Here is a 21,724-nt window from a genome sequence, read left to right as displayed (position 1 = left end):
CGTAGTGTGAAAGGGTCGGGTTAGAAACTGCTCTGGATCTTCAGGCCGCCGATCAACGCGTCGTCGACCCGCGACACCCCGCCCGGATGGCGGATGTACTGCAGGTTCGGGCGTACGGTGAGCCAGTCGGCCAGGTGGATGCCGTAATAGAGTTCAGCGCTGTACTCGGTGTCCTGCACGGGCAGGAAGCCGGGGTTGTCGTAGTCGTCCAGGCCGTTGGCCTGGTTGATGAGGCGGGCGTTCTTGCGATAGCCAGGGTTGACGTGCACGCGAGCCAGGGCGAAACCGATGTCGTCCTTGGCGCGGGCATCGAACGGCCCTTTGTAAACCACACCTGCCTGCACATAGTTGTCGATGGCATTGGTCTTCTTGTCGTGCACCGTGGCGTTGGCGAACAGGCTCAGGCCGCGCGACTGGTCGGAGGCCAGCGCGGTCACCTGCTGCTGGGCGCCGAGCCACAGGCCGTGCTTGCTCGAGCTGCTGCGATAGGCGGCGCCGCTGATGGCGGCGGGCGTACCGTTGCTGTCCTTGAGTACATCCTGTGCCTTGGCATTACTGTAGTAGTAGCCGGCGCGATATTCCCCTTTCAGGCCATTGACCCGCGGGCTCCAGACCAGTTCGATTGGCATCACCGCGCCCTGGGTGCCGCTGCCGCTGAGCTTGAAGCCGTTGCCGCTCTCGAGGTTCGAGGGGTTCTGCTCGAACACCCCGACCTGGGCGTAGAGCGCGTCATTGAGGTTGTAGCGCACGCGCAGGGCCCACTGGCTGACCGGCCAGTTGTACCAGATGCCGCCTACCCAGTTGCCCACCTGCGAGCCGCAGAACGCCAGGTTCTGGAAGTCGCAGGGGAAGCTGTTGAAGTCCTCGCCCTCGCCGAAGCGGCCGAATTTCACGTCCAGCGCGCCATCGAAGTATTTCTGCTTGATCCACATCTGGGTCAGGCGCCAGGTCTGGCCACGGCCCCAGACTTCCTGGGCCGAGGTGAAGCCGCCGACGCGCGGGTCGTTGATGCGGTCGTTGCTGATGTTGTTGCCGTGACGTTCGGTGACGGTCAGCTGCACCTCGGTGTCGTGCCAGCCGAGGATCTTCTGCAGGTCCATGTTCACGCCGAAGGTGAACTGGTCGCTGTAGCGTGCGGCGCGGTCGTGGCTGTAGCCGCCGTGCAGGTTGCTGCCCATCTCGCCGGTGTAGCCAAGGGTGAAGTCGTAGCCCTTTTCCAGCAGTTCACTGCGGGTACCACCCCAGTCGCCGAGCATCCACTTCGAGTCCTTGGCGAACATTTCGCCAGCACTGGTGGTAGGGGAAAGGGCACCGAGCAGGGTGGCGAGAGCGAGGCCGGAGTAGCAGGTATTGGGCAGCTGGAACATGAGATAGCGCTATCTTTTGATTGTTGAGGAAACGGCAAGCGCAACGAAGTGCGAGGTCTTCGAAGGGAAATGGCTGCGATGGGTATCGAGTGAAGCGATTCAGCTTGCGGCAGGGAGGATATAGGGGAAGTTGTAAGAAAAAAAGACAAAATGTCGCAGGGGATTGTTGCCGATGGGGTAACAGTCGCCCATCGAGGGGTAGCCCACCCACTGCGGGAGAGGGCTACACCTGCGATGACGTCAGAACGAGGTGCGCAAGCCAACCTGCACACTACGCCCCGGCGCCGGCGCGATATCGCGCAGGATCGAGCTGGCATAGCGCACGGTCTGGTCGGTGAGGTTCTCGCCGCGCACGAACGCCAGCCATTCACTCTGGCCGATGTCGAAGCGATACCCCACGCTTGCACCGAGGGTGGTGTAGCCGTCGGTGCCGGTTTCGTTGGCCGGTTTGCGCCGTTGCGACGCGGCATGCTGCACATCGACCCGGGCCTGCCAGCGATCCAGTTCCCAGACCAGGCCGCTGTTCAGGCGCAGCGGTGCGATACGCGGCAGCGGCTCGCCGCTGTCGAGGTTCTTGGCCCGGGTGTAGTCGCCGGACAGTTCCAGGGCGAAGCTGCCGTAGCGATTTTCCAGCAACTTCCAGCGGTCCTGGGCCTCGATACCGTAGAAGCGTGCGCGCACACCCTGGTAGGCATACTCGGGGATATCACCGTGATCGTGATCATGGTCGTGGTCATGGTCATGGTCATGATCGTCGCCATGGCCGTGATCATGCCCTTCACGCAGGTTGCCGGTACCGATCAGGCCGATGTAGTTGCGAAAATGGCTATAGAACACACCGACGCTGCCCTTGTGGGTGCCGTTGTCGAAGCGCAGGGCCAGGTCGCCGGAGATGGCCTTTTCCTTGTTCAGGTTCGGGTCACCGATCTCGTAGGCGCCGGTCGCCACGTGGGCGCCGTTGGCATACAGCTCATAGAAAGTCGGCGCGCGCTCGGTGTAGCCGAGGTTGGCGGCCAGCGACCAGATCGGGTCGAGCTGGTACACCGCGCCCGATGACAGGCTGAAGGCATTGAAGCTGCTGGCGCTGTCGGCTCCGGCAAAGGTTTCGTTGCCCTTGGCATCCGGAGCGACCCGGGTGTGTTCCATGCGCGCGCCCAGGCTCAGGTTCAGGCGCTCGGTGGCCTGCCATTGCTCGAGCAGGAACAGCGCCAGGCTGTCGGTATCGGTGTGCGGGACAAAGGCTTCCTCGCCCAGTGCGGAGAACTCGTTGCGGCTGACCTGTGCACCGATCACGCCCTCGACCGGCCCCAGCGGCTGGTGGCGGGCCTCGATGCGTGCCTCGTAACCCTTGTTCTTGAAGGTGGTGTGCACTTCACCGCTTTCGATTTCACGGTGCTGGTAGTCGGTGTAGCCGGCATCGACCTTCACCGAGCTGAATGGTCCGTCGAGATCGCGCAGCTCCGAGGCGAAGCCGTAGTGGTCCTGCTGCATGTCCAGGCGCACGCCGGGCTCGGCTACCGAGCCATAGTTGCTGTCATAACGGCTGTAGGACAGGCCGGTATAGCCGTGATCCCAATGATAGGAACCGCCGATCGCACCGCCGTCCTGGCGTCCGTCGCTGTTCTTCAGGCGGTGCTTGCTGCCGGGCTCGTCGGCGTCGCGCACCTTCGAGCTGCGGGCATAGCCGGGGATGCGCAGGTCGTTGAACTGGCGGCTGTTGGCATCCAGGTGCAGGGCGAAGGTGCCGTTGCCGGCCTCCAGTTTGCCCGCACTGCTGCGTGTGGTGTCGGCACCGCCGTAGCGCAGCTCGCCGGCGCCATGGATGCCGTCGATGGGCGTGTCGGGGATGCGGTTGTCGAAGGTGTTGACCACCCCACCGATGGCGTTGCCGCCGTAGAGCAGGGCGGCCGGGCCGCGGACGATCTCGACCCGCTCGACGGTCACCGGGTCCAGCGGCACGGCGTGGTCGTAGGACAGCGACGAGGCATCCAGGGCGCCGACGCCGTTGCGCAGGATGCGAATGCGGTCACCGTCCAGGCCGCGGATCACCGGTCGGCTGGCGCCGGGGCCGAACCAGGTGGAGGCAACACCAGGCTGTTTGTTGAGGGTCTCGCCGAGGCTGCCCTGTTGCTGCTGCAGCAGGTTGTCGCCTTCAAGGACGGTGCTGGGGGCAGCCAGCTGGGCGTTGCCCAATGGGTTGGCGGTAATCACCTGGGGTTGCAGTTCCACGGCCTGGCTGGAAGTCGAGGCCAGCCAGAGCGCGACGGCAAGGGGGGAGAGGTGCAGCGGCATGTGACGCATGGGGATGTGGCGTTCCTTGGCAGATTCTTTGTGTTGTTACAATATAACATCACTATTTCAGCACAAGGCTTCCCGTGCTTGCCAGTGGTTTTTGTCCAGTGCTCCGGTCGTGCCGCTTGGGAGCCTCTGAATCGCGGCGGGCAACCATGGCCCATCAGGTTCGGCACGTTGCAACGAATGTAGGAGCGGATTCATCCGCGATGCGCCGCGTGGGCGGCGCTCGATTGTCCGGACGCCGCAGTTTTGTCGACGAACGCATCGCGGATGAATCCGCTCCTACACTCATGTAAGGTGCGCACCTTCCCGAACCTGGAGCACTGCATGAGCACGGCCAACCATAACGCGCTGCACGGCAAGACCCTCGAACAGATCCTCACCGAGCTGGTGGCGCACTATCAGTGGCAGGGCCTGGCCGAACGCATCGATATCCGCTGCTTCAAAAGCGACCCGACGATCAAGTCGAGCCTGACCTTCCTGCGCAAGACCCCCTGGGCCCGGGAGAAGGTCGAGCAGCTGTACGTGAAGCTGCAGCGCAAAGGCTGATGCCGCGCCGGCCTTGGCTTGCCCTGGCGGCCGTTCTTGGCTGGGCGGGATTGGCGATCCAGCTGTACCTGGTACTGCTGGCGCGTTGGCAGGAACACGCCAGCCTGATCGGCGGGCTGGTCAACCTGTTCTGCTATTTCACCGTGCTCAGCAACACGCTGGGGGCCACGGTGCTGAGCCATGCCGCGTTTGGTCGTGAGTCGGCGGCCAGGCGCTGGTTTCTTTCCCCGGCGATCAGCTCGTGCGTTGCAGCCAGTATCGTGCTGGTGGCGCTGGCCTACAGCCTGTTGCTGCGACACCTATGGCAACCCCAGGGCTGGCAGTGGCTGGCGGACGAGCTGCTGCACGACGTGATGCCGCTGCTGTTCATCCTGTACTGGTGGTTCGAGGTACCCAAGGGGCAGCTGCGGCTCTGGCATCTGGCAGCCTGGGCGCTGTATCCGATGCTGTATTTTGCCTTCGTGCTGCTGCGTGGGCATGAGATCGGCGTCTATCCCTATCCGTTCGTCGATGTGGCGCGGCTTGGCCATGGGCAGGTGTTGATGAATGCAGTGGGAGTGCTGGCAGGGTTCTGGGCCATCGGGCTAGTACTGCTGGGGCTTGACCGTTGGCGAGGGCGGCATTGAGGCGGGAGGAGTTCATGGCACCCTCAGCAAAGTGTTTATTTCGCCACCCTCGTAGTATCGCGTGTAAGCATTCGCTTACTCATCATGTAAGTGATCGCTGTAGGGATCAGTAAATCAATGTCGTTTCCAGTGGCGTATTTTTTCTAAGTGCATGAAATATATTATTTTTATAATTATCAGAAGATATTTCGCCTGAATCATCCTGAGATATTCGCCGCTTGTACCAAGGCGGGGAATCACTAGTATTCGAACTGTGTCTACGGACTGACACAGGCTCTCAAGGATGATGGCCAAGGACATCGCGGGACGCGATTCATCAGGACGATGATTGGGACATACAGGGACTACGGAAAAAATGTGGGCGGGTCAAACCGCCCCTTTTTTTTGCCTGCTGAAAATGAAAAAAGGCCCTCGCGGGCCTTTTTCGTACCTGGGCGCTGTCAGCGCTCCAGATCGGCGATCTTGCCAGGCTTGCCATCCCACTCTTCGGCGTCCGCCAGGGCGTCTTTCTTCTCGGTGATGTTCGGCCAGATCTCGGCCAGCTCGGCGTTCAGCTCGATGAAGTTCTCCATGCCGGACGGCACTTCGTCTTCCGAGAAAATCGCCTGGGCCGGGCACTCAGGCTCGCACAGCGCACAGTCGATGCATTCGTCCGGGTGAATCACCAGGAAGTTCGGGCCTTCGTAGAAGCAGTCCACCGGACAGACTTCCACGCAGTCGGTGTACTTGCATTTGATGCAGTTGTCGGTGACGACGAAGGTCATTTCTAATTCTCTCCTCAGGCGACGGCAGCTTGCCCTTCCTTCCAGGGCAGCGCGGTTCACGGTGCTGGCTGCAGACCAGGCTAATAACCTGCAGCCCTCGCAAACCGCGCCGGATTCTACCAGCTTGCGCGGTGGGCCGTTATAACAGGTTTTTCAGTTGATATAGCATTTCGATAGCTTGGCGCGGCGTCATGTCATCCAGGTCCAGCTTGCCCAGCTTCTCGATGGCCGGGTGTGGCAGGCTGGCGAACAGGTCGCTCTGGTGCGGCACGTGAGGCGTATTGTCGCGCGGCGTTGCAAGCGGCGCTTCATGGGGCAGGCTGGTGGTCTCCAGCCGGCCCAGATGCTCGCGGGCACGCTGGATCACCGCCGCCGGCACGCCCGCCAGTTGCGCCACGGCCAGGCCGTAGCTCTGGCTCGCGGGGCCCGGCAGCACATGGTGCAGGAACACGATGCGTTCATTGTGCTCGGTGGCGTTCAGGTGCACGTTGGCCACCAGCGGCTCGCTGTCCGGCAGCACGGTCAGTTCGAAGTAGTGGGTGGCGAACAATGTGTAGGCGCGCAGCTGGGCCAGGCGCTCGGCGGCGGCCCAGGCCAGCGACAGACCGTCGAAGGTACTGGTGCCGCGGCCGACTTCGTCCATCAGCACCAGGCTGCGGTCGGTAGCGTTGTGCAGGATGTTCGCGGTTTCGCTCATCTCGACCATGAAGGTCGAGCGCCCGCCGGCCAGGTCATCGCTGGAGCCGATACGGGTGAAGATACGGTCCACCGGCGACAGCTCGCAGGCGGCTGCCGGGACGAAGCTGCCGATATGCGCCAGCAGCACGATCAGCGCGGTCTGGCGCATGTAGGTGGACTTACCGCCCATGTTCGGGCCGGTGATGATCAGCATGCGCGTGCTGTCGTCCAGGCCCAGGTCGTTGGCCACGAACGGCGTGGTCAATACTTGCTCGACCACCGGGTGGCGGCCCTGCTCGATGCGCAGGCACGGCTCGTCGACGAAGCTTGGGCAGTTCAGGTCCAGGTTCAGGGCGCGTTCGCCCAGGTTGCTCAGCACATCCAGCTCGGCCAGCGCCGCGGCGCTGTCCTGCAGTGGCGCCAGGTGCCCGATCAACGTTTCGAGCAAGGCATCGTAGAGCATCTTCTCGCGGGCCAGGGCACGGCTCTTGGCCGACAGCGCCTTGTCCTCGAACGTCTTCAGTTCGGGGGTGATGAAACGTTCGGCGCCCTTGAGCGTCTGCCGACGGATGTAGTCGGCGGGTGCCTGCTCGGCCTGCTTGGTCGGCAGCTCGATGAAATAGCCATGCACGCGGTTGTAGCCGACCTTGAGGTTGGCAAGGCCCGTGCGGGCCTTCTCGCGGGCTTCCAGGTCGATGAGGAACTGGCCGGCGTTCTCGCTGATCGACAGCAGTTCGTCCAGTTCGCTGTCGTAGCCGGTCTTGAGCACGCCACCGTCGCGGATCACCGCCGGCGGGTTGTCGATGATCGCCCGCTCCAGCAGGCCGGCCAGCTCCGGATAGGTGCCGGTGATCGCGGCCAGGCGCGCCAGATGCGGTGCCTCCAGCTCGGCCATGGCGTTCTGCAGCTCGGGCAGGGCGCCGAGGGCGTCGCGCAGGCGCGCCAGGTCACGCGGGCGGGCGTTGCGCAGGCCGATACGCGCGAGGATCCGCTCGATGTCGCCGATTTCCTTGAGCTGCGGCTGCAGCTTTTCGAAGCGGTAGCCGTCGAGCAGGCAGCGGATCGAGTCCTGGCGTGCCTTGAGCACCTTCAAGTCGCGCAGCGGACGGTTCAGCCAGCGGGTCAGCAAGCGGCTGGCCATGGCGGTCTGGCAGCGGTCGATGACCGATTGCAGGGTGTTGTCGCGGCCACCGGCCAGGTTGATGTCCAGCTCCAGGTTGCGGCGGCTGGCGGCATCGAGGATGACGGTGTCGTCCAGGCGCTCGTGGCGCAGGCTGCGCAGGTGGGGCAGGGCGGTGCGCTGGGTTTCCTTGGCGTAGCTCAGCAGGCAGCCGGCGGCGCCAATGGCCAGGGTCAGCTTGTCGCAGCCAAAGCCCTTGAGGTCCTGGGTGGCGAACTGCTGGCAAAGGCTCTTGCGTGCCGAATCACGGTCGAAGTCCCACGGGGCGCGGCGCCGGGCGCCACGGCGCTTCTCCGCTGGCAGGCCCTGCGGCCAGTCATCCGGGATCAGCAGCTCCACCGGGTTGATGCGCTCGAGCTCGGCCAGCAGGTTCTCCCAGCCCTTGATCTCCTGCACGGTGAAATTGCCGCTGGTGATGTCCAGCACCGCCAGGCCGAACAGCCGCTCGTCGCCGAGCAAGGCGGCAATCAGGTTGTCGCGACGCTCGTCGAGCAACGCCTCGTCGCTGATCGTGCCCGGGGTGATGATGCGCACCACCTGGCGCTCCACCGGGCCCTTGCTGGTAGCCGGGTCGCCGATCTGCTCGCAGATCACCACCGACTCGCCGAGCTTGACCAGCTTGGCCAGGTAGCCTTCGAGCGAGTGGAACGGAATCCCGCACATGGGAATCGACTGGCCCGCCGACTGCCCGCGGGCGGTCAGGGTGATATCCAGCAGTTTCGCGGCTTTCTTCGCATCTTCGTAGAAGATCTCGTAGAAGTCGCCCATGCGGTAGAACATCAGCTGGTCCGGGTGCTGGTTTTTCAGCTTCCAGTACTGCTGCATCATCGGGGTGTGTGCGGAGAGATCAGACATTCAGGGCCTTACAGCGGGTGGTCTGGTGGCAAATTTCGAAACCGTCAATGGTACAGGCTTTTTTCGGTGGGCGCAGGTTGGATGGGTGGGCAAATCTGCGCGGGCTGTCAGGCGTTGGCCTCAGCCCGGGTGGCCGAACAACTGGTTGAGGAGGATCAGTTCCATGATCACCACCAGCACGCAGAACATCACGAAGCCTCGGCTAAAGACCCGTCGTGGCCGTTCAAGGGACGGCCAGTCCTGGATGTTCAGGGCCGCCATCAACGCAATGATCAACCCGACAAGCAGGTAGGTGGGCCAGCGGCGTCGCGGCGAAAGGTCCATGCCGTTTTCCGATCCATGGTGAGAAAGCGCGACGATAGCGATGGCCCGGGGGGAGGGGCAACCTTTGTTTTGCGCTTGCCTGGCCATTGCATTTGCGCTGCCACGGATGCATTATGCGCATTATGCAAAAACGCAACGTAGCCTCCGTACTCAGAGAACTGCTCGCCCGCCACGGCCTGTCCCCCACAGAGCTGCATCGGCGCACGGGTGTACCTCAATCCACCCTGTCGCGGATTCTCAGCGAGAAGATCGTCGATCCTTCGGACAAGCACGTCTCGAAGATCGCCGAGTACTTCGGCGTGAGCACCGACCAGTTGCGCGGCCGCGTCGAACTGGGCGAATCCCGTGACGCGGCCCCTCTCACTCAAGGCCATGCGGCCCTGAGCGACATCAGCTTGTGGGACGATGAAACACCCGTCGAGGACGACGAGGTGTCCGTGCCTTTTCTTCGTGAGGTCGAGTTGGCAGCAGGATCAGGAAGATTCGTCATCGAGGAAAGCGAGAATGCTCGCTTGCGCTTCGGCAAACGCAGCCTGCGCCACAATGGCGTGCAGTTCGACCATGCCAAGTGCGTGACGGTGCGTGGCAACAGCATGTTGCCGGTGCTGCGCGACGGCGCCACGGTCGGGGTCAACACCGGCAAATGCACTATCGGTGACATCATCGACGGTGACCTTTATGCCATCAACCACAACGGCCAGCTGCGGGTGAAACAGGTGTACCGCCTGCCTACCGGCATTCGCCTGCGCAGCTTCAACCGCGACGAGCACCCCGACGAGGACTACAGCTTCCAGCAGATGCAGGAAGAACAGATCAGCCTCCTCGGTCACGTTTTCTGGTGGGGCATGTACGCCCGTTGATCCCCAGCCCTCGATAAAAACCCGCCTTGGCGGGTTTTTTTTCGCCTTCAGAAAAACCCTACACACCGCATCCGATAAGGCCTTCATGCATTTCGGCAAATACCTGTGCATAAATATTTCTAAAAATGCATTGACTGCATATGCATACATGCATAACCTGTGTCTCAAGCCGGTCAGCAACCGGTTGTTACACAGGCAGCGATGAACAGGCCTCGACTGTTCAGAGGGTTGGCAACTGGCCCGGGTGTGCAGCGTAAAGCACCACGATCAGTTATCCGGCGGGCAGGCGGCCGCGGTCGGAGTCACCAATTTGAAGCGCAACCGCACGGCGTCACCAGTCGTGGCCGGCGGTTGATCAACGCATTACTGAAAAGCCTGCGAAGCGGGCTTTTTGGAATGCCGAGGCAATGCGCGGGCCAACATCCCGCCAGCTTCATTCCTACGAAATTCATCGAAACGGAGATGAAATGGGTTTCGAAATCATCAACATGGGCACGGCGCCCACGGGCGTCGGCGGCGACACGGTGCGCACCGGCTTCGACAAGGTCAACCGCAACCTGGCGCAGCTGAAGGACCGTGCCCTTCAGCCGGATTACTCGACGCTGTCCGGGCAGCTGTACCGCGAGGTTGGGGTGATGGCGGTCTCGAACTACGTGAATTCGTTCACGCTCAAGACCAAGGTGCCCAGCGCCGGTGGCATCGCGCCAATGGTGCGACTACACGGCTGTCTGGCGACCTACACCTCGCCGATCACCATCGACCTGAGCTGGTACTTCTATGACGGCAAGATCGTTGCAGCGACCGCGCTGGTCAACACGTCCTCGCGGGAGATGGGCACCCTGGCCGCCAACAACGGCTTGCAGATCATCCTGTACGAGGAAAACGGCCTGGCCAACCTGTACCTGAAGTTCCCGACCAGGGCCTATTACCCACGCTTCGCGGTCAGTTGCCTGAACACCGGGGCATTGGTCATGCCAGGTGGACAGGAGTCCGACTGGGGCATCGTGGTCGACGGCCCGCCACCAGCCGCCAATTTGCAGCAGATGCCGTTCACCGTCGTCACCACGCTCAACACATCCAACTGCAAGGTCGGCAACGACGGCACGATCAAGGTGGCCTGAATGCGCGCAATCATCACGCTGTTAAACGATGGCAGCACCTACGACATCACTCCCCCGCAGGCGCAGCTGGCTTCGCTGGCACTCGGTGAGGGGCGGTTCAAGATCACCGGCAGCCTCGGCCTGGTGCCTTTCCCCCCCGTGAGCGTGGGCTGGGGCTACTCGCTCAGCCAGATGGACAGCAAGGCTGACGTGGCGGTTGAACATGATGAGGTCTCCGGCGACCTGCTGGTGACCGTGACCCGCGACGGCCAGCCTTATCGGCTGGTCAGCACGTTGATGCTGCATGTCCTGGCCGAGGATCTTCCCGTCGTGCCGATCATCCAGTCGATGGAGGGTTGAGCGTGGCTTTATTTCAAGGAGACAGGACTTTGACAAGTGAACAACAGGCATTGCTCGACATGCCGCTCTGGCTGGTGATCGTTCTGGCCCTGCTGGGCGGTCTGTCAGGCGAAATGTGGCGTGCCGACAAGGCCGGCGCCCGGGGCTGGGCGCTGGTGCGGCGGCTGGTGCTGCGCTCCGGCGCTTGCATGGTCTGCGGTGTGTCGACGGTGATGCTGCTGTACGCCAGCGGCATGTCGATCTGGAGCGCCAGCGCCTTTGGCTGCCTCACCGCCATGGCTGGGGCCGATGTCGCCATCGGCCTCTATGAACGCTGGGCGGCTCGCCGCCTGGGCATCGAGCAACCATCGGCCAGCGTCGACGCCGACGATCGTGGCCGCTGAAACGGGAGCCCTGCATGAACGAAACACAGCTGGAAGCACTCCTGGCAGCCCTGAGCAACCAGGCGTCGGTGCAGACCGCCCTGGGGCAGTCGATCGAGCGGCTGGCATCAAGCAACGAGCAACTGGTGGCCTATCTGAGGAGCCGTGAACCGGACCCCGATGCACCGCCTTATCTCGATGGTTCGAAGCCTGCCTGAGTTTTTCCCCCTTTACCTGCAACACCCGTCCGACCGCCCGGGATTCCCGTGGCGGCTTTCATCATGTTCAAGGAGAACACCTCTATGTCGATTCTTACTCAAGGCACCCAGATCTATGCACTGGTCCCACCGCTCTCCGGCACCGGGCCGCTCAGCGTGCTGGAAGTCGACCACGTGACCTCGTTCGAGCCGGGCGGCGCCCCGGCCGAGCAGATCGAGGACACGACCCTCGACGCCGCCGAACGCACCTACAAGAAAGGTCTACGTACCCCTGGCACCGCCACTCTGGGCCTTAACGCCGACCCGACCAACGCCAGCCACATCCGCCTGCATCAGTTGTCCGAAGCCAAGGGCAACACCACCGTCAAATGGGTGGTGGGCTGGTCGGACGGCAAGGGCGTGGCACCGACGGTCAACAGCAAGGGCGATGGCTTCGAGCTGCCGGCCACCCGTACCTGGTTCGCCTTCGAAGGCTACGTGGCCGACTTCCCGTTCAACTTTGCGCTCAATTCGGTGGTTACCACCTCGGTGAGCATCCAGCGCACCGGCGGCTCCACCTGGGCGAAAAAGGCCTGAGCCCGGAGGACTGAATGAACATCAATCAACTCAAGGCCCTGGGCGGCATCGTCGACAGCCAGCGGGTACGCAAGGAAGTGGTCTGGAACCGGCCTGATCCGCAGACCGGGGAAATGCTGGCCCAGACCCTGGTGGTGCATGTGCGCCGTCATTCGTTCGGGGTGATCGAGCGTCTGTTCGCTGAACAGGCGTCGTCCCATAGCCGCAACGCGCATTACCTGGCCGCGTCCATCAGCCTCGGCGAGGAGGGGGACGAACCATTGGGCGTCGAGGACGCGTTCAACCTCGAACCCTCGCTGGGCTTCGTGCTGCTCAACGCCATCAACGAAGTCAATGGCACCGGTAATACCCCGGCAAAGAACTGACGGCCGCCGATGAGTTCTGGCATGAGCTGGTGCTCAATGGCATCGGCGGCCGCACGATCAGCGAAGCCAAGGAACGGCTGAGCTACGCAGAAGCCAGGGACTGGGCGCAGTACATCCAGCGCCATGGCTCGTTGCACGGCGGTCGCCGGCTGGAGGCCAGCATCGCCATGTTGGCGCTGCAGGCCAACCATCAAGCCGGCGGCAGCGCCGAGTTGATCGATTTCATGCCTCACGAGCGGCGCCAAGGGGTGTCGCTCGAGAGTGCCATGCAGCAGTGGTGCTGATGATCGGCACCACCTTCTTCACGAAACCCGCCACGGCGGGTTTCACCATGATCAGGGAGTAGGCCCATGGCAACCAACCTTGCCAGTTTCAGCCCGACGATCGACCTCTCCAGCCTCGAACGGGCACTGTCCAGGGCCTCGGCCCTCAGTGACCGCACCCTGCGCGAGATGCAGAAGAACGTCGAGGCTTTCAACACCAAGTACCTCAAGAGCGTAGGCGCGGTCGCCGATTCGAGCCTGGACATCTCGAGGAGAGCGCTGGATCGCTTCCAGTCCGCCTACGCGCCACCGAGCTGGGAGCAGGCCGTGCAGGATGCCCCCGAGCGGCCCTACAGCGAGTCGCTGCGCAAGCAGCACGCCAGTGCCGAGCTCGAGGTGGCGAAGATGAGCATGAGCAAGCGCCAGGGCGGGTTGGCCGACCAGCTGTTCAAGGTGGACGAAGGCTACTACGCCGAACGGGCTCAGTTCGAGCAGGCCAACCCGTTGGGCGCCGCAGGCCCCGATGGCGCGAACTACCAGCAGCAGTTGGAGGACATGCGTGCCCGGCATGCCGACATGACCAACCAGGTACTCAACGACTACGACATGATGAGTCAGGCGCGTGGCGACTGGATGGTTGGCGCCTCTGCGGCTTGGGAGGAGTATCTGGAGACCTCCAGCAACGTCGCGGCGCAATCGCAAGCTGTCTTTGCCAGCGTCTTCGATCGCATGGGCAATGCGGTGCAGACTTTTGCCACTACCGGCAAGCTGTCGTTCTCCGACTTCGCCAAGTCGGTGATCGCCGACATGGCCGCGCTGGCGGCCAAGACCGCGGCCTCCAAGGCTCTGAGCAGTCTGCTCGGGTTCGGCATGAACCTGGTCGGTTCGTGGTTCAGCGGTGGTGCCGCGCCAACCGCCACCAGCATGTCCGTGGGTGGCACCAGCACCACCTTCACCCCGCAACTCAACGCCTCAGGTGTGACCTACGGCGGCTCCGCATTCGCCAAGGGTGGCGCCTTCACCAACGGCGTCGCGACCACGCCGACCCTGGCGCCGATGGCGCTGTTCGGCGAGGCCGGCCCTGAAGCGATCATGCCACTGACCCGCGGCGCCGATGGCGCGCTGGGCGTTCGCGCGCTGGGCGGTGGCTCCGGTGCCAGCCACAGCAGCGAAGTAGTGATCCAGCAGACCATCAATGTAGCCGCTGGCGACGGTAATGCCGCGGCGGGTGAGGGCAATACCCAGCGCCTGGCCAACGCCTATGCCGGTGCCGCCCGCCAGGGCGCCAGCGAACAGATTTCCCGCGAGCTGATGCCGGGCGGACAGATCTGGTCGGCGATTCACGGCCGCTGAGCAAGGAGAACATCACATGGAAACCTTTACCTGGAGCCCGAAGACCGAACCGACCGGGACCGTGGAGTACCGCGTGCGCACGGTGCAGTTCGGCGACGGCTACCAACAGGCGGTGGCCGACGGGATCAACAACCGCAGCCAGTCCTGGCCGTTGGTGTTTATCGGCGACGAAATCAAGATCCGCGCGATCGCCGAGTTCCTCGACCGTCACGCTGGCAGCCGCGCGTTCCGCTGGACCGCGCCACTGGGCAAGCCGGGCCTGTATCGCTGCAAGGGCTACCAGCCCACCGCCAAGGGTGGTGGCTTGTACAGCATCAGCGCGACGTTCGAGCAGGCCTTTCACCCATGACCGAGGAGAGCCGCCATGGCGCTGATCAATGACATCCAGAAACTCGAACCGGGCGCGGAAATCGTTCTGTTCGAGATCGACGGCAGCGAGTTTGGTGCTGATACCCTGCGCTTTCACGGTCATGCCATCACCCATGAACCCGATGTGCTGGACGCGGCTGACCTGCCGGCTCGTTCGATCTGGTGGCAGGGCAATGAGTATGCCGCCTGGCCGGTGCAGATCGACGGCATCGGTGCCAACAGCAATGGCAGGGCCACCCGCCCGAAGTTCACCGCCGGCAACGTAGATGGCCGGGTCACGGCGTTGTGCCTGGCCTTCGAGGACCTGCTCAAGTTCAAGCTGACCGTGCGCCAGACCCTCGGTCAGTACCTGGACGCGCGTAACTTCGCGACTGGCAACAGCCAGGCCGATCCAACCCAGGAGGCCTTGGAGATCTGGTTTCTCGACCAGAAGACCCAGGAGGACGACGAGCAGGTGCAGTGGGAACTGTCCTCGCCCGGCGAGATCGACAGCCACGGCCTGCCAGGCCGACAGATGACCGCCTATTGCCATTGGGCGATGACCAATGGCTACCGTGGCCCGAACTGCGGCTATACCGGCAGCCTGCGTTTCGATGACGAGGACCGTCCCACCGACGATCCGGCCAAGGATCGCTGCAAGGGGGGCCTGCGCTCATGCAAGCTGCGCTTCGGCGAGGCGGCCGAACTGCCCCACGGCGGCTTCCCGGCCGTCTCGCTGATCGCCCGGAGCTGAAACATGGCACCTGACCTGCTCGAAGCGATTCGCGTCCATGCTGCCGAGGACTACCCCCGCGAAGCTTGTGGGCTGGTCATCGACCGGGCCGGGCGGCTGGTCTATCAACGCTGTCGCAATACCGCCAACGAACCCGGCGAAGAGTTCCGCATCGATCCGCACGACTACGCGGCGGCGGAAGACCTCGGGGAGGTTGTCGCGGTGGTGCATTCGCATCCTGACGCCAGCAGCCTGCCGTCCACTCGCGATCTGGCCATGTGCGAGGCCACGGGGCTGCCTTGGCATATCCTGTCCTGGCCGGAAGGCGACCTGCGCACGATCCTGCCCAAGGGCGACACTCCGTTGCTGGGGCGTCCCTTTGTGCATGGCCTGTGGGACTGCTGGCAGGTATGCGCCGACTGGTATCAACGCGAATGGGGCCTGACCTTTGCTCCCTATGCCCGCGAGGATGGCTGGTGGGAGGATGCCCAGGGTCCGAGCCTGTACGAGCAGGCCTATGTCGATGCCGGCTTCGTCGCCGTCGACACCCCGCGACGTGGCGACATGCTGGTCATGGCTATCGGTCGTACCGCGCACCCCAACCATGCCGGTATCTATCTGGGCAATGATCCGCGCCTGCCTGGTGAGCAATGGACGCCCACTGGTGCCGGCCCGTTCCTGCTGCACCATCTGTACGGGCGCCCCAGCGAAGTGATCGTGTTCGGTGGGCCGTGGCTGGATCGCACCCGGCTGGTGTTGCGCCACCGCGATGCCGAGGTTGGCCAATGAGCGGCTTTCGATTCATGCAGATTCGCACAGGAGGCCCTAGATGGCTGTATCCGTGATCAATGTGCCAGCCCTGACCACCATCAAGTTGTCCGGTGTCCTGGCACGCAAGTTTGGCCGGGAACACCGGCGTCGCCTGGACAGCGGCCAGGCCTGGGAAGTGTTCCGGGCCCTGCGCAATACCCTGGAAGGTTTCGAGGAGGAGATCCGCCGGCTTGACCGTCTTGGCATGCGTTTCGCGATCTTCCGCAATCGCCGCAACGTCGACAGCAAGGCCTTCGCGCTGGGCGGCACCAGCGAGCTCCGTATCGTTCCGGTACTGGCCGGCAGCAAGCGTGGCGGCATCCTGCAGACCATCGTCGGGGCGGTGATGATCGTCGGCGGGATGTACTTCGGGCAGACATGGGCGGTGCAGATGGGCGCCGGCCTCATGGCCGGCGGCGTGATGCAGATGCTCAGCCCGCAGCCCAAGGGCCTCAAGCTCAGCGCCAGCCCTTCGAACACGCCGGGCTATGCCTTTGGCAATGCCCGCAACACCGTCACCACCGGCCTGCCGGTTCCGCTGTGCATCGGTAAGCGTCGTTGGGGCGGGGCGATCGTCAGCGCCGCTATCTACGCCGAGGATCGCCTGTGAGGCCAGGGCATGGCTCGGTCAATACGGCTGCCCCGGGCAGCCGCTTTTCGCAGAAGGAGTTGCCATGTCAGCAACCACCATTGATTCGCCGTTGACCCGCGTCAGGCTCGGTGGCCAATTGCGCCAGTTCGGCAAGACCTTCGAGCTGGCGGTGAACACACCACGCGAGGCGATCAAGGCCCTGTGCGTGCTGGTGCCTGGTTTCGAGCGGTTTCTCGCCAATGCCCGCTCGCGTGGCCTGGAGTTTGCCGTGTTCAACGACCGCCGCAACGTCGGCGAGTCGGAGCTGGGTTTCCAGGCTCGGGAAGAAATCCGCATTGTGCCGGTGGTCATCGGCAGCAAGCGGGCGGGCACCCTGCAGACCATCGTCGGTATCGTCATGATTGCCGCAGCCGCCATCTATAGCGGTGGTGTCGGCGCCGCCTTCGCTTCGGAGGGAACCGCCGGGTTCGTCGCCCACATGGGCGCGGCGATGGCGCTTGGCGGCGTGATGCAGCTGCTCAGCCCACAGCCCAAGGGGCTGAGCATGAGCCAGGCGCCGGAGAATACCCCCGGCTACGCCTTTGGCGCGGCGCGCAACACCACGGCGTCCGGCAACCCGGTGCCGCTGTGCGTGGGCAAGCGGCGCTGGGGCGGCGCCATCATCAGCGCGGCGATCTATGCCGAGGACCGGCTCTGAGCGTCAGGGTCATAACGCCAGGTACAGCGCCATAGCGGGCCTGCATCCCCGGCTCTATTCAGCCAACCGCCTCGGAGGCGGTTTTTTTACGCCTGGAGGAATACATGGGCGAAACCAACAGACCCGTGATCACCGGTCGCAAAGGTGGTCAGAAGAAGCCCAAGACGCCGGTCGAGGCACCGGATAGCCTGCGCTCGGTCGCGGTGGCCAAGATGCTCCTGGCCATTGGTGAAGGCGAGTTCGCCGGCACCCCGACTGCCCGCGACATCTACCTTGACGGCACACCGTTGATGGACGACCAGGGCAACTACAATTTCCCTGGCGTCAAATGGGAGTGGCGCACCGGCTCGGTGGAGCAGCCACACATCCCCGGTATCCCGTCGGTGGACAACGAGATCAGCCAGGGCATCGAACTGCGCAGTGACAAGCCCTGGGTTCATGCCATCAACGACACTCGGCTTTCGGCGGTGCGCCTGCGCTTCGCCTGGCCGGCGCTGCAAGCCATGGACAGTGCCGGCAATATCAACGGGCATCGTATCGAGTACGTGGTCGAGGTGGCCACCGATGGCGGCACCTACCAGGAAGTTCTCAAGGACGCGGTGCACGGCAAGACCACCAGCGCCTATGAGCGCACCCGGCGCATAGACCTGCCCAAGGCCTTGACCGGCTGGACCCTGCGCGTGCGCCGGCTGACGCCGAACCAGAACAACAACAAGGTCGCCGACACCATGCAGCTCGCCGGCCTGACCGAGGTGATCGACGCCAAGCTGCGTTACCCCAACACCGCGCTGCTGTACATCGAGTTCTCCGCCGAGCAGTTCCGCAACATTCCGGCGGTGACCGTGGAGTGCCGGGGGCGCAAGTGGCCGGTGCCGAGCAACTACGATCCGGACACCCGTGCCTATATCGGCGTGTGGGACGGCACCTTCAAGGAGGCCTGGACCGACAACCCGGCCTGGGTTACGTACGGTATCTGCACCAACGACCGCTTCGGCCTCGGCCGCCGGATCAAGCCGTGGATGGTCGACAAGTGGGAGCTGTACCGCATCGCCCAGTACTGCGACCAGCTGGTGCCCGATGGCAAGGGCGGCCAGGAACCGCGCTTCATCTGCAACCTCAACCTGCAGAGCAAGGCCGAGGCCTGGTCGCTGCTGCGTGACATCGCCGGCATCTACCGCGGCATGACCTACTGGGCCCAGGGCCAGCTTTACAGCCTGGCCGACATGCCACGGGCCACCGACTTCGACTTCGCCTATACCCGGGCCAATGTCATCGGCGGCAAGTTCAATTATTCCAGTGGTTCGGAGCGTAGCCGCTACAGCCGCGCGCTGATCAGCTACGACAACCCGTTGAACAGCTACGACACCGATGTCACGGTGGTCACCGACGAGAAGTTGCAGCGCCGCTACGGCGACAATCCGCTCGAGATCAGCGCCATCGGCTGCACCCGCGAATCCGAAGCTCAACGCCGTGGCAAGTGGGCGCTGGCGACCAATGCCCGTGACCGTGGCATCAGCTTCCGGGTCGGCATGGACGGGCGCATCCCGTTGCCGGGCTTCGTCATTCCGGTGGCCGACGAGCTGCTGGCCGGGCGCGCCATCGGCGGCCGGATCGCCGCAGCAAGTGGCCGCCAGGTCACCCTCGACCGCGATACCCAGGCCAAGGCGGGTGACCGCCTGATTCTCAACCTGCCCGACGGCACCTGCGAGGCGCGAACGGTTGAGGCGGTCGCAGGTCGTCGCCTGACGTTGACCACCGCCTACAGCGTCGCCCCCGAGGCGGAATTGGTCTGGGCGCTGGACGCGCCGGACCTGAGCGTGCCGTTGTACCGCGTGACCAGCGTGTCGCGACCCGAGCCAGGGATCTACGAGATCAGCGCGGTGCAGTACGAGCCGAGCAAGTTTGCCCACATCGACAGCGGCGCGCGGCTGGAGGAACGGCCAATCAGTGTCACGCCGATCAACCTGGTGCCGCCGCCGAACAGCGTCAGCCTCAGCAGCAACCACGCGGTCAGCCAGGGTCTGGCGGTCAGCACCCTGACCATTGCCTGGCCTGCGGTGCCCGGCGCGGTGGCCTACGAGGTGGAATGGCGCAAGGACGACGGCAACTGGATCAGCCTGCCGCGCAGCGGTGCCACCAGCGTCGATGTCACCGGGATCTACGCCGGTGACTACCTGGCGCGGGTCCGTTCGATCAGCGTCGGCGAGATCACTTCGATCTGGAAACTGTCCGAGCTGACCCCGCTCAAAGGCAAACTCGGCACGCCACCGGCAGTGGCCCAGTTGCTGGCCACCAGCAAGGTGTTCGCCATCGCTCTGGACTGGCGGTTCCCCGAAGGTACTGGCGATACCCAGCGCACGGAAATCTGGTATGGCAGCAGCGCCAATCGGGTCGATGCGAAGAAGCTCGGCGACTTTGCCTACCCGCAGGCCGAGCATGAGCTGCAGGGCCTGGCCGCCGGCGCGCAGCTGTTCTTCTGGGCGCGCCTGGTGGACCGCAGCGGCAACGTCGGCAAGTGGTACCCGGAGGGCATCGGCGTGCGTGGGCAGTCCAGCGCCGAGCAGAGCGACTATGACCGCTACTTCTCCGGCAAGATCAGCGAGTCGGCGCTGGGCAAGCACCTGTTCGAGCGTATCGAGCTGATCGATGGCACGGGCAATGGCTCGGTGAACCAGCGTCTGCAGAACCTGAACAGTGACGTACAAACGCGCCTGGACGATGTCGCCCGCGCCGCCAATGCGCTGAGCTACGACTCGGCAAAGGCCTATGTCACAGGCGATATCGTGCGCCAGGCCCAGGGGCTGTATCAGGCCCTCAAGGCGGTGCCGGTCAAGATGCCGCCGCCCAGTGCCGGCTACTGGCTGGATGTCGGCCAGGTGGTCAAGGACAGCAACGGCCTGGCGGCGCGGATGAGCAAGGCGGAAAGCCAGATCACCGCCGCCGAAGGCGTCAACACGGTGCAGAACACCCAGCTCACCGGCTTGCAAAGTGCCTTGTCGGGCAAGGCGGACGCCGCGGCCCTGACCACGCTGAGCAACAAGGTCAGCGAAACTCAGGGCAAGCTCGACAGCCAGGCTTCGGCGATCACGGGCCTCAAGGCAGCGCTGGGCCAGCAGCCGGACAATCTGGTGATCAAGGGCGACTTCGAGGATGGCGACGCCCAGCCCTGGACCTTCGACGCCAAGCTGTATCCGGCGCCTGCGGTTGTCGTCCCGGCCAACCTGGCCGGCACCCGTTATGGCAAAGCTATCGCCTTTTATGGCAACAGCTTCTGCGGCACCACCAACAACATCCTCTGCGGCTCGGAAGAACAGTTCGACCTGGCGGCCGAGGTCAGTGCCGATGAAATGTCTGCCGGGCAGACAGCCCAGTTGCAGATGCAGTTCTACGACAAGGACAACAAGAACCTGGGCTACCTGGCGGCTTTCAGCTTCCCGGCCGCCAGCGCCAAGGGCTTCCGCAAACTGAGCGGGCGGATCAAGGCACCGGCCGGCACCGTCAAGGGGCGTATTCTCATCCGCACCGAGCCGGCCAACGGTACCGGTCGCTCGCTGTGGTGCAACATTGTCGCGCGACGGGTCACCCAGGCCGACAATGCCAATGCCGGCGCGATCAGCGAACTGGGAGCGACGGTCAGCCAACAGGGCCAGACCCTGGTCGCCCAGGGATCGTCCATCACCGACCTGACCAGTCGCGTCGGTGATGTGGCGGGCCAGGCGGCAGGCCAGGCCAAGGCCATCAGTACCCTGCAGACCCAGGCGACCCAGCTCGACGGCAAGGTCACCGCCCAAGGCACGCGCCTGGATGGTATCTACGCTCAGGTCAACCCGCCGTTGGCGGGAAGCGGCAGCGACTTGGCCGGTTCCAGCCAGACCTTCGTCGGTGTGTGGTCCGAGCAGTCGGCGCGTATCGAGGACGGCCTTGCCATGGCGCGCAAGCTCGACACCGTGCAGGTGCAGCAGGGCCAGACCAACGCCTCGGTGCAGCAGATCAGCCAGGCCCAGGTCGGGATCGACAAGAAACTGTCGACGATGTGGTCGGTGAAGATGGAGGTGACCAACGACGGCCAGTACGTGGCCGCTGGCGTGTCGCTGGGCATCGAGGACAAACAGAGCCGCTTCCTGGTGCGCGCCGACAACTTCTCGGTGGTCGGCACCCAGGCCGGTGGCCAGCTGTTCACGCCGTTCTCGGTGAACAACGGCCAGGTCTTCATGAACTCGGCGCTGATTCAGGACGGCACGATTTCCAGTGCCAAGATCGGCAACGTGATCCAGTCGAACAATTACGTCGCCGGCCGTACCGGCTGGCGCCTGGACAAGAGCGGCGCGTTCGAGATCAACGGCTCGGTGGATGGCCAGGGTCGCCTGGTGATCACCAACCAGCTGATCCAGATCTTCGATGCCAACAACACCCTGCGTGTACGCATGGGTATCTGGGGGTGATGGATGA

22 protein-coding genes are annotated in these 21,724 nt (G+C 63.8%); 17 read left to right on the top strand and 5 right to left on the bottom strand.

Annotated elements, in window-relative coordinates; translation table 11 throughout:
- Nucleotides 1-20 precede the first annotated feature (20 nt).
- Nucleotides 21-1,367, bottom strand: a complete 1,347-nt coding sequence (locus tag CCOS191_RS20930; protein WP_046856828.1) for a carbohydrate porin — start codon at nucleotides 1,365-1,367, stop codon at nucleotides 21-23.
- 240 nt (nucleotides 1,368-1,607) lie between these two features.
- Nucleotides 1,608-3,668, bottom strand: a complete 2,061-nt coding sequence (locus CCOS191_RS20925) for a TonB-dependent receptor (protein WP_046856827.1) — start codon at nucleotides 3,666-3,668, stop codon at nucleotides 1,608-1,610.
- Nucleotides 3,669-3,989: 321 nt separating this feature from the next.
- On the opposite strand from CCOS191_RS20925, the gene CCOS191_RS20920 reads away from it, so the two are divergent.
- Nucleotides 3,990-4,211: a VF530 family DNA-binding protein gene (locus CCOS191_RS20920; RefSeq protein ID WP_046856826.1), complete on the top strand. Its 222-nt coding sequence runs from the start codon at nucleotides 3,990-3,992 to the stop codon at nucleotides 4,209-4,211.
- On the top strand, nucleotides 4,211-4,837 hold the full coding sequence (locus CCOS191_RS20915) for a Pr6Pr family membrane protein (RefSeq protein ID WP_046856825.1): 627 nt from the start codon (nucleotides 4,211-4,213) through the stop codon (nucleotides 4,835-4,837). Before CCOS191_RS20920 ends, CCOS191_RS20915 begins: the two co-directional genes overlap by 1 nt.
- A gap of 440 nt (nucleotides 4,838-5,277) precedes the next feature.
- On the opposite strand, the gene fdxA is transcribed toward CCOS191_RS20915, so the two are convergent.
- The 3 genes from fdxA to CCOS191_RS20900 form a co-directional block, all read right to left on the bottom strand.
- Nucleotides 5,278-5,601: a ferredoxin FdxA gene (gene fdxA, locus CCOS191_RS20910; RefSeq protein WP_023629582.1), complete on the bottom strand. Its 324-nt coding sequence runs from the start codon at nucleotides 5,599-5,601 to the stop codon at nucleotides 5,278-5,280.
- Nucleotides 5,602-5,740: 139 nt separating this feature from the next.
- On the bottom strand, nucleotides 5,741-8,314 hold the full coding sequence (gene mutS, locus CCOS191_RS20905) for a DNA mismatch repair protein MutS (protein WP_046856824.1): 2,574 nt from the start codon (nucleotides 8,312-8,314) through the stop codon (nucleotides 5,741-5,743).
- A 120-nt stretch (nucleotides 8,315-8,434) separates the two neighbouring features.
- Nucleotides 8,435-8,638, bottom strand: coding sequence for a hypothetical protein (locus CCOS191_RS20900; protein WP_046856823.1), 204 nt, complete (start codon nucleotides 8,636-8,638; stop codon nucleotides 8,435-8,437).
- Nucleotides 8,639-8,751: 113 nt separating this feature from the next.
- Here CCOS191_RS20900 and CCOS191_RS20895 point away from each other — a divergent pair, with 113 nt between their 5' ends.
- From CCOS191_RS20895 to CCOS191_RS20825, 15 genes are all read left to right on the top strand, one after another.
- Entirely contained in the window at nucleotides 8,752-9,498 is a 747-nt protein-coding gene (locus CCOS191_RS20895) for a LexA family transcriptional regulator (RefSeq protein ID WP_046856822.1), read from the top strand.
- 467 nt (nucleotides 9,499-9,965) lie between these two features.
- Complete coding sequence (locus tag CCOS191_RS20890) at nucleotides 9,966-10,619, top strand: hypothetical protein (protein WP_046856821.1); 654 nt, start codon at nucleotides 9,966-9,968, stop codon at nucleotides 10,617-10,619.
- Nucleotides 10,620-10,958 carry a hypothetical protein gene (locus CCOS191_RS20885; RefSeq protein WP_052752653.1) on the top strand — a complete coding sequence of 113 codons (339 nt, stop codon included), beginning with the start codon at nucleotides 10,620-10,622 and terminating at the stop codon, nucleotides 10,956-10,958.
- A gap of 29 nt (nucleotides 10,959-10,987) precedes the next feature.
- The gene (locus CCOS191_RS20880; protein WP_046856820.1) at nucleotides 10,988-11,341 is read left to right on the top strand and encodes a phage holin family protein; all 354 of its coding nucleotides are present in this window, start codon (nucleotides 10,988-10,990) and stop codon (nucleotides 11,339-11,341) included.
- Between the two features lie 14 nt (nucleotides 11,342-11,355).
- Nucleotides 11,356-11,538, top strand: coding sequence for a hypothetical protein (locus CCOS191_RS20875; RefSeq protein ID WP_046856819.1), 183 nt, complete (start codon nucleotides 11,356-11,358; stop codon nucleotides 11,536-11,538).
- 84 nt (nucleotides 11,539-11,622) lie between these two features.
- Entirely contained in the window at nucleotides 11,623-12,114 is a 492-nt protein-coding gene (locus CCOS191_RS20870) for a phage tail tube protein (RefSeq protein ID WP_046856818.1), read from the top strand.
- A 14-nt stretch (nucleotides 12,115-12,128) separates the two neighbouring features.
- Nucleotides 12,129-12,479: a phage tail assembly chaperone family protein, TAC gene (locus CCOS191_RS20865; RefSeq protein ID WP_046856817.1), complete on the top strand. Its 351-nt coding sequence runs from the start codon at nucleotides 12,129-12,131 to the stop codon at nucleotides 12,477-12,479.
- Between the two features lie 29 nt (nucleotides 12,480-12,508).
- Entirely contained in the window at nucleotides 12,509-12,763 is a 255-nt protein-coding gene (locus CCOS191_RS20860) for a hypothetical protein (RefSeq protein WP_046856816.1), read from the top strand.
- A gap of 66 nt (nucleotides 12,764-12,829) precedes the next feature.
- Entirely contained in the window at nucleotides 12,830-14,095 is a 1,266-nt protein-coding gene (locus CCOS191_RS20855; protein ID WP_046856815.1) for a phage tail tape measure protein, read from the top strand.
- A 16-nt stretch (nucleotides 14,096-14,111) separates the two neighbouring features.
- The gene (locus tag CCOS191_RS20850; RefSeq protein ID WP_046856814.1) at nucleotides 14,112-14,444 is read left to right on the top strand and encodes a phage tail protein; all 333 of its coding nucleotides are present in this window, start codon (nucleotides 14,112-14,114) and stop codon (nucleotides 14,442-14,444) included.
- Between the two features lie 15 nt (nucleotides 14,445-14,459).
- On the top strand, nucleotides 14,460-15,197 hold the full coding sequence (locus CCOS191_RS20845) for a phage minor tail protein L (protein WP_046856813.1): 738 nt from the start codon (nucleotides 14,460-14,462) through the stop codon (nucleotides 15,195-15,197).
- A gap of 3 nt (nucleotides 15,198-15,200) precedes the next feature.
- Nucleotides 15,201-15,965, top strand: coding sequence for a C40 family peptidase (locus CCOS191_RS20840; protein WP_046856812.1), 765 nt, complete (start codon nucleotides 15,201-15,203; stop codon nucleotides 15,963-15,965).
- Between the two features lie 40 nt (nucleotides 15,966-16,005).
- Nucleotides 16,006-16,596, top strand: a complete 591-nt coding sequence (locus tag CCOS191_RS20835) for a tail assembly protein (protein WP_046856811.1) — start codon at nucleotides 16,006-16,008, stop codon at nucleotides 16,594-16,596.
- Between the two features lie 64 nt (nucleotides 16,597-16,660).
- A complete protein-coding gene (locus CCOS191_RS20830; RefSeq protein ID WP_046856810.1) occupies nucleotides 16,661-17,275 on the top strand; it encodes a tail assembly protein in 615 nt (204 codons plus the stop codon).
- Nucleotides 17,276-17,379: 104 nt separating this feature from the next.
- Nucleotides 17,380-21,717 (top strand): phage tail protein, encoded by a 4,338-nt coding sequence (locus tag CCOS191_RS20825; protein ID WP_082120474.1) that lies wholly within the window; start codon nucleotides 17,380-17,382, stop codon nucleotides 21,715-21,717.
- Nucleotides 21,718-21,724 lie beyond the last annotated feature (7 nt).

Origin of the sequence: Pseudomonas sp. CCOS 191 (genome assembly GCF_001007005.1) — a bacterium.
Taxonomy (GTDB): domain Bacteria; phylum Pseudomonadota; class Gammaproteobacteria; order Pseudomonadales; family Pseudomonadaceae; genus Aquipseudomonas; species Aquipseudomonas soli.
Note: the sequence above shows the minus strand (reverse complement) of the source record. Positions and strands in the feature narration are given on the sequence as shown.

Bases quoted from the DNA above. Each gene is read 5' to 3' on its own strand.
- CCOS191_RS20830 (WP_046856810.1), top strand. From the start codon at position 16,661: ATGTCAGCAACCACCATTGATTCGCCGTTGACCCGCGTCAGGCTCGGT.
- CCOS191_RS20895 (WP_046856822.1), top strand. From the start codon at position 8,752: ATGCGCATTATGCAAAAACGCAACGTAGCCTCCGTACTCAGAGAACTG.
- CCOS191_RS20875 (WP_046856819.1), top strand. From the start codon at position 11,356: ATGAACGAAACACAGCTGGAAGCACTCCTGGCAGCCCTGAGCAACCAG.
- CCOS191_RS20865 (WP_046856817.1), top strand. From the start codon at position 12,129: ATGAACATCAATCAACTCAAGGCCCTGGGCGGCATCGTCGACAGCCAG.
- CCOS191_RS20850 (WP_046856814.1), top strand. From the start codon at position 14,112: ATGGAAACCTTTACCTGGAGCCCGAAGACCGAACCGACCGGGACCGTG.
- CCOS191_RS20855 (WP_046856815.1), top strand. From the start codon at position 12,830: ATGGCAACCAACCTTGCCAGTTTCAGCCCGACGATCGACCTCTCCAGC.
- CCOS191_RS20920 (WP_046856826.1), top strand. From the start codon at position 3,990: ATGAGCACGGCCAACCATAACGCGCTGCACGGCAAGACCCTCGAACAG.
- CCOS191_RS20900 (WP_046856823.1), bottom strand. From the start codon at position 8,638: ATGGACCTTTCGCCGCGACGCCGCTGGCCCACCTACCTGCTTGTCGGG.
- CCOS191_RS20890 (WP_046856821.1), top strand. From the start codon at position 9,966: ATGGGTTTCGAAATCATCAACATGGGCACGGCGCCCACGGGCGTCGGC.
- CCOS191_RS20825 (WP_082120474.1), top strand. From the start codon at position 17,380: ATGGGCGAAACCAACAGACCCGTGATCACCGGTCGCAAAGGTGGTCAG.
- CCOS191_RS20870 (WP_046856818.1), top strand. From the start codon at position 11,623: ATGTCGATTCTTACTCAAGGCACCCAGATCTATGCACTGGTCCCACCG.
- CCOS191_RS20915 (WP_046856825.1), top strand. From the start codon at position 4,211: ATGCCGCGCCGGCCTTGGCTTGCCCTGGCGGCCGTTCTTGGCTGGGCG.
- CCOS191_RS20885 (WP_052752653.1), top strand. From the start codon at position 10,620: ATGCGCGCAATCATCACGCTGTTAAACGATGGCAGCACCTACGACATC.
- mutS (WP_046856824.1), bottom strand. From the start codon at position 8,314: ATGTCTGATCTCTCCGCACACACCCCGATGATGCAGCAGTACTGGAAG.
- CCOS191_RS20845 (WP_046856813.1), top strand. From the start codon at position 14,460: ATGGCGCTGATCAATGACATCCAGAAACTCGAACCGGGCGCGGAAATC.
- CCOS191_RS20835 (WP_046856811.1), top strand. From the start codon at position 16,006: ATGGCTGTATCCGTGATCAATGTGCCAGCCCTGACCACCATCAAGTTG.
- CCOS191_RS20840 (WP_046856812.1), top strand. From the start codon at position 15,201: ATGGCACCTGACCTGCTCGAAGCGATTCGCGTCCATGCTGCCGAGGAC.
- fdxA (WP_023629582.1), bottom strand. From the start codon at position 5,601: ATGACCTTCGTCGTCACCGACAACTGCATCAAATGCAAGTACACCGAC.
- CCOS191_RS20930 (WP_046856828.1), bottom strand. From the start codon at position 1,367: ATGTTCCAGCTGCCCAATACCTGCTACTCCGGCCTCGCTCTCGCCACC.
- CCOS191_RS20925 (WP_046856827.1), bottom strand. From the start codon at position 3,668: ATGCGTCACATGCCGCTGCACCTCTCCCCCCTTGCCGTCGCGCTCTGG.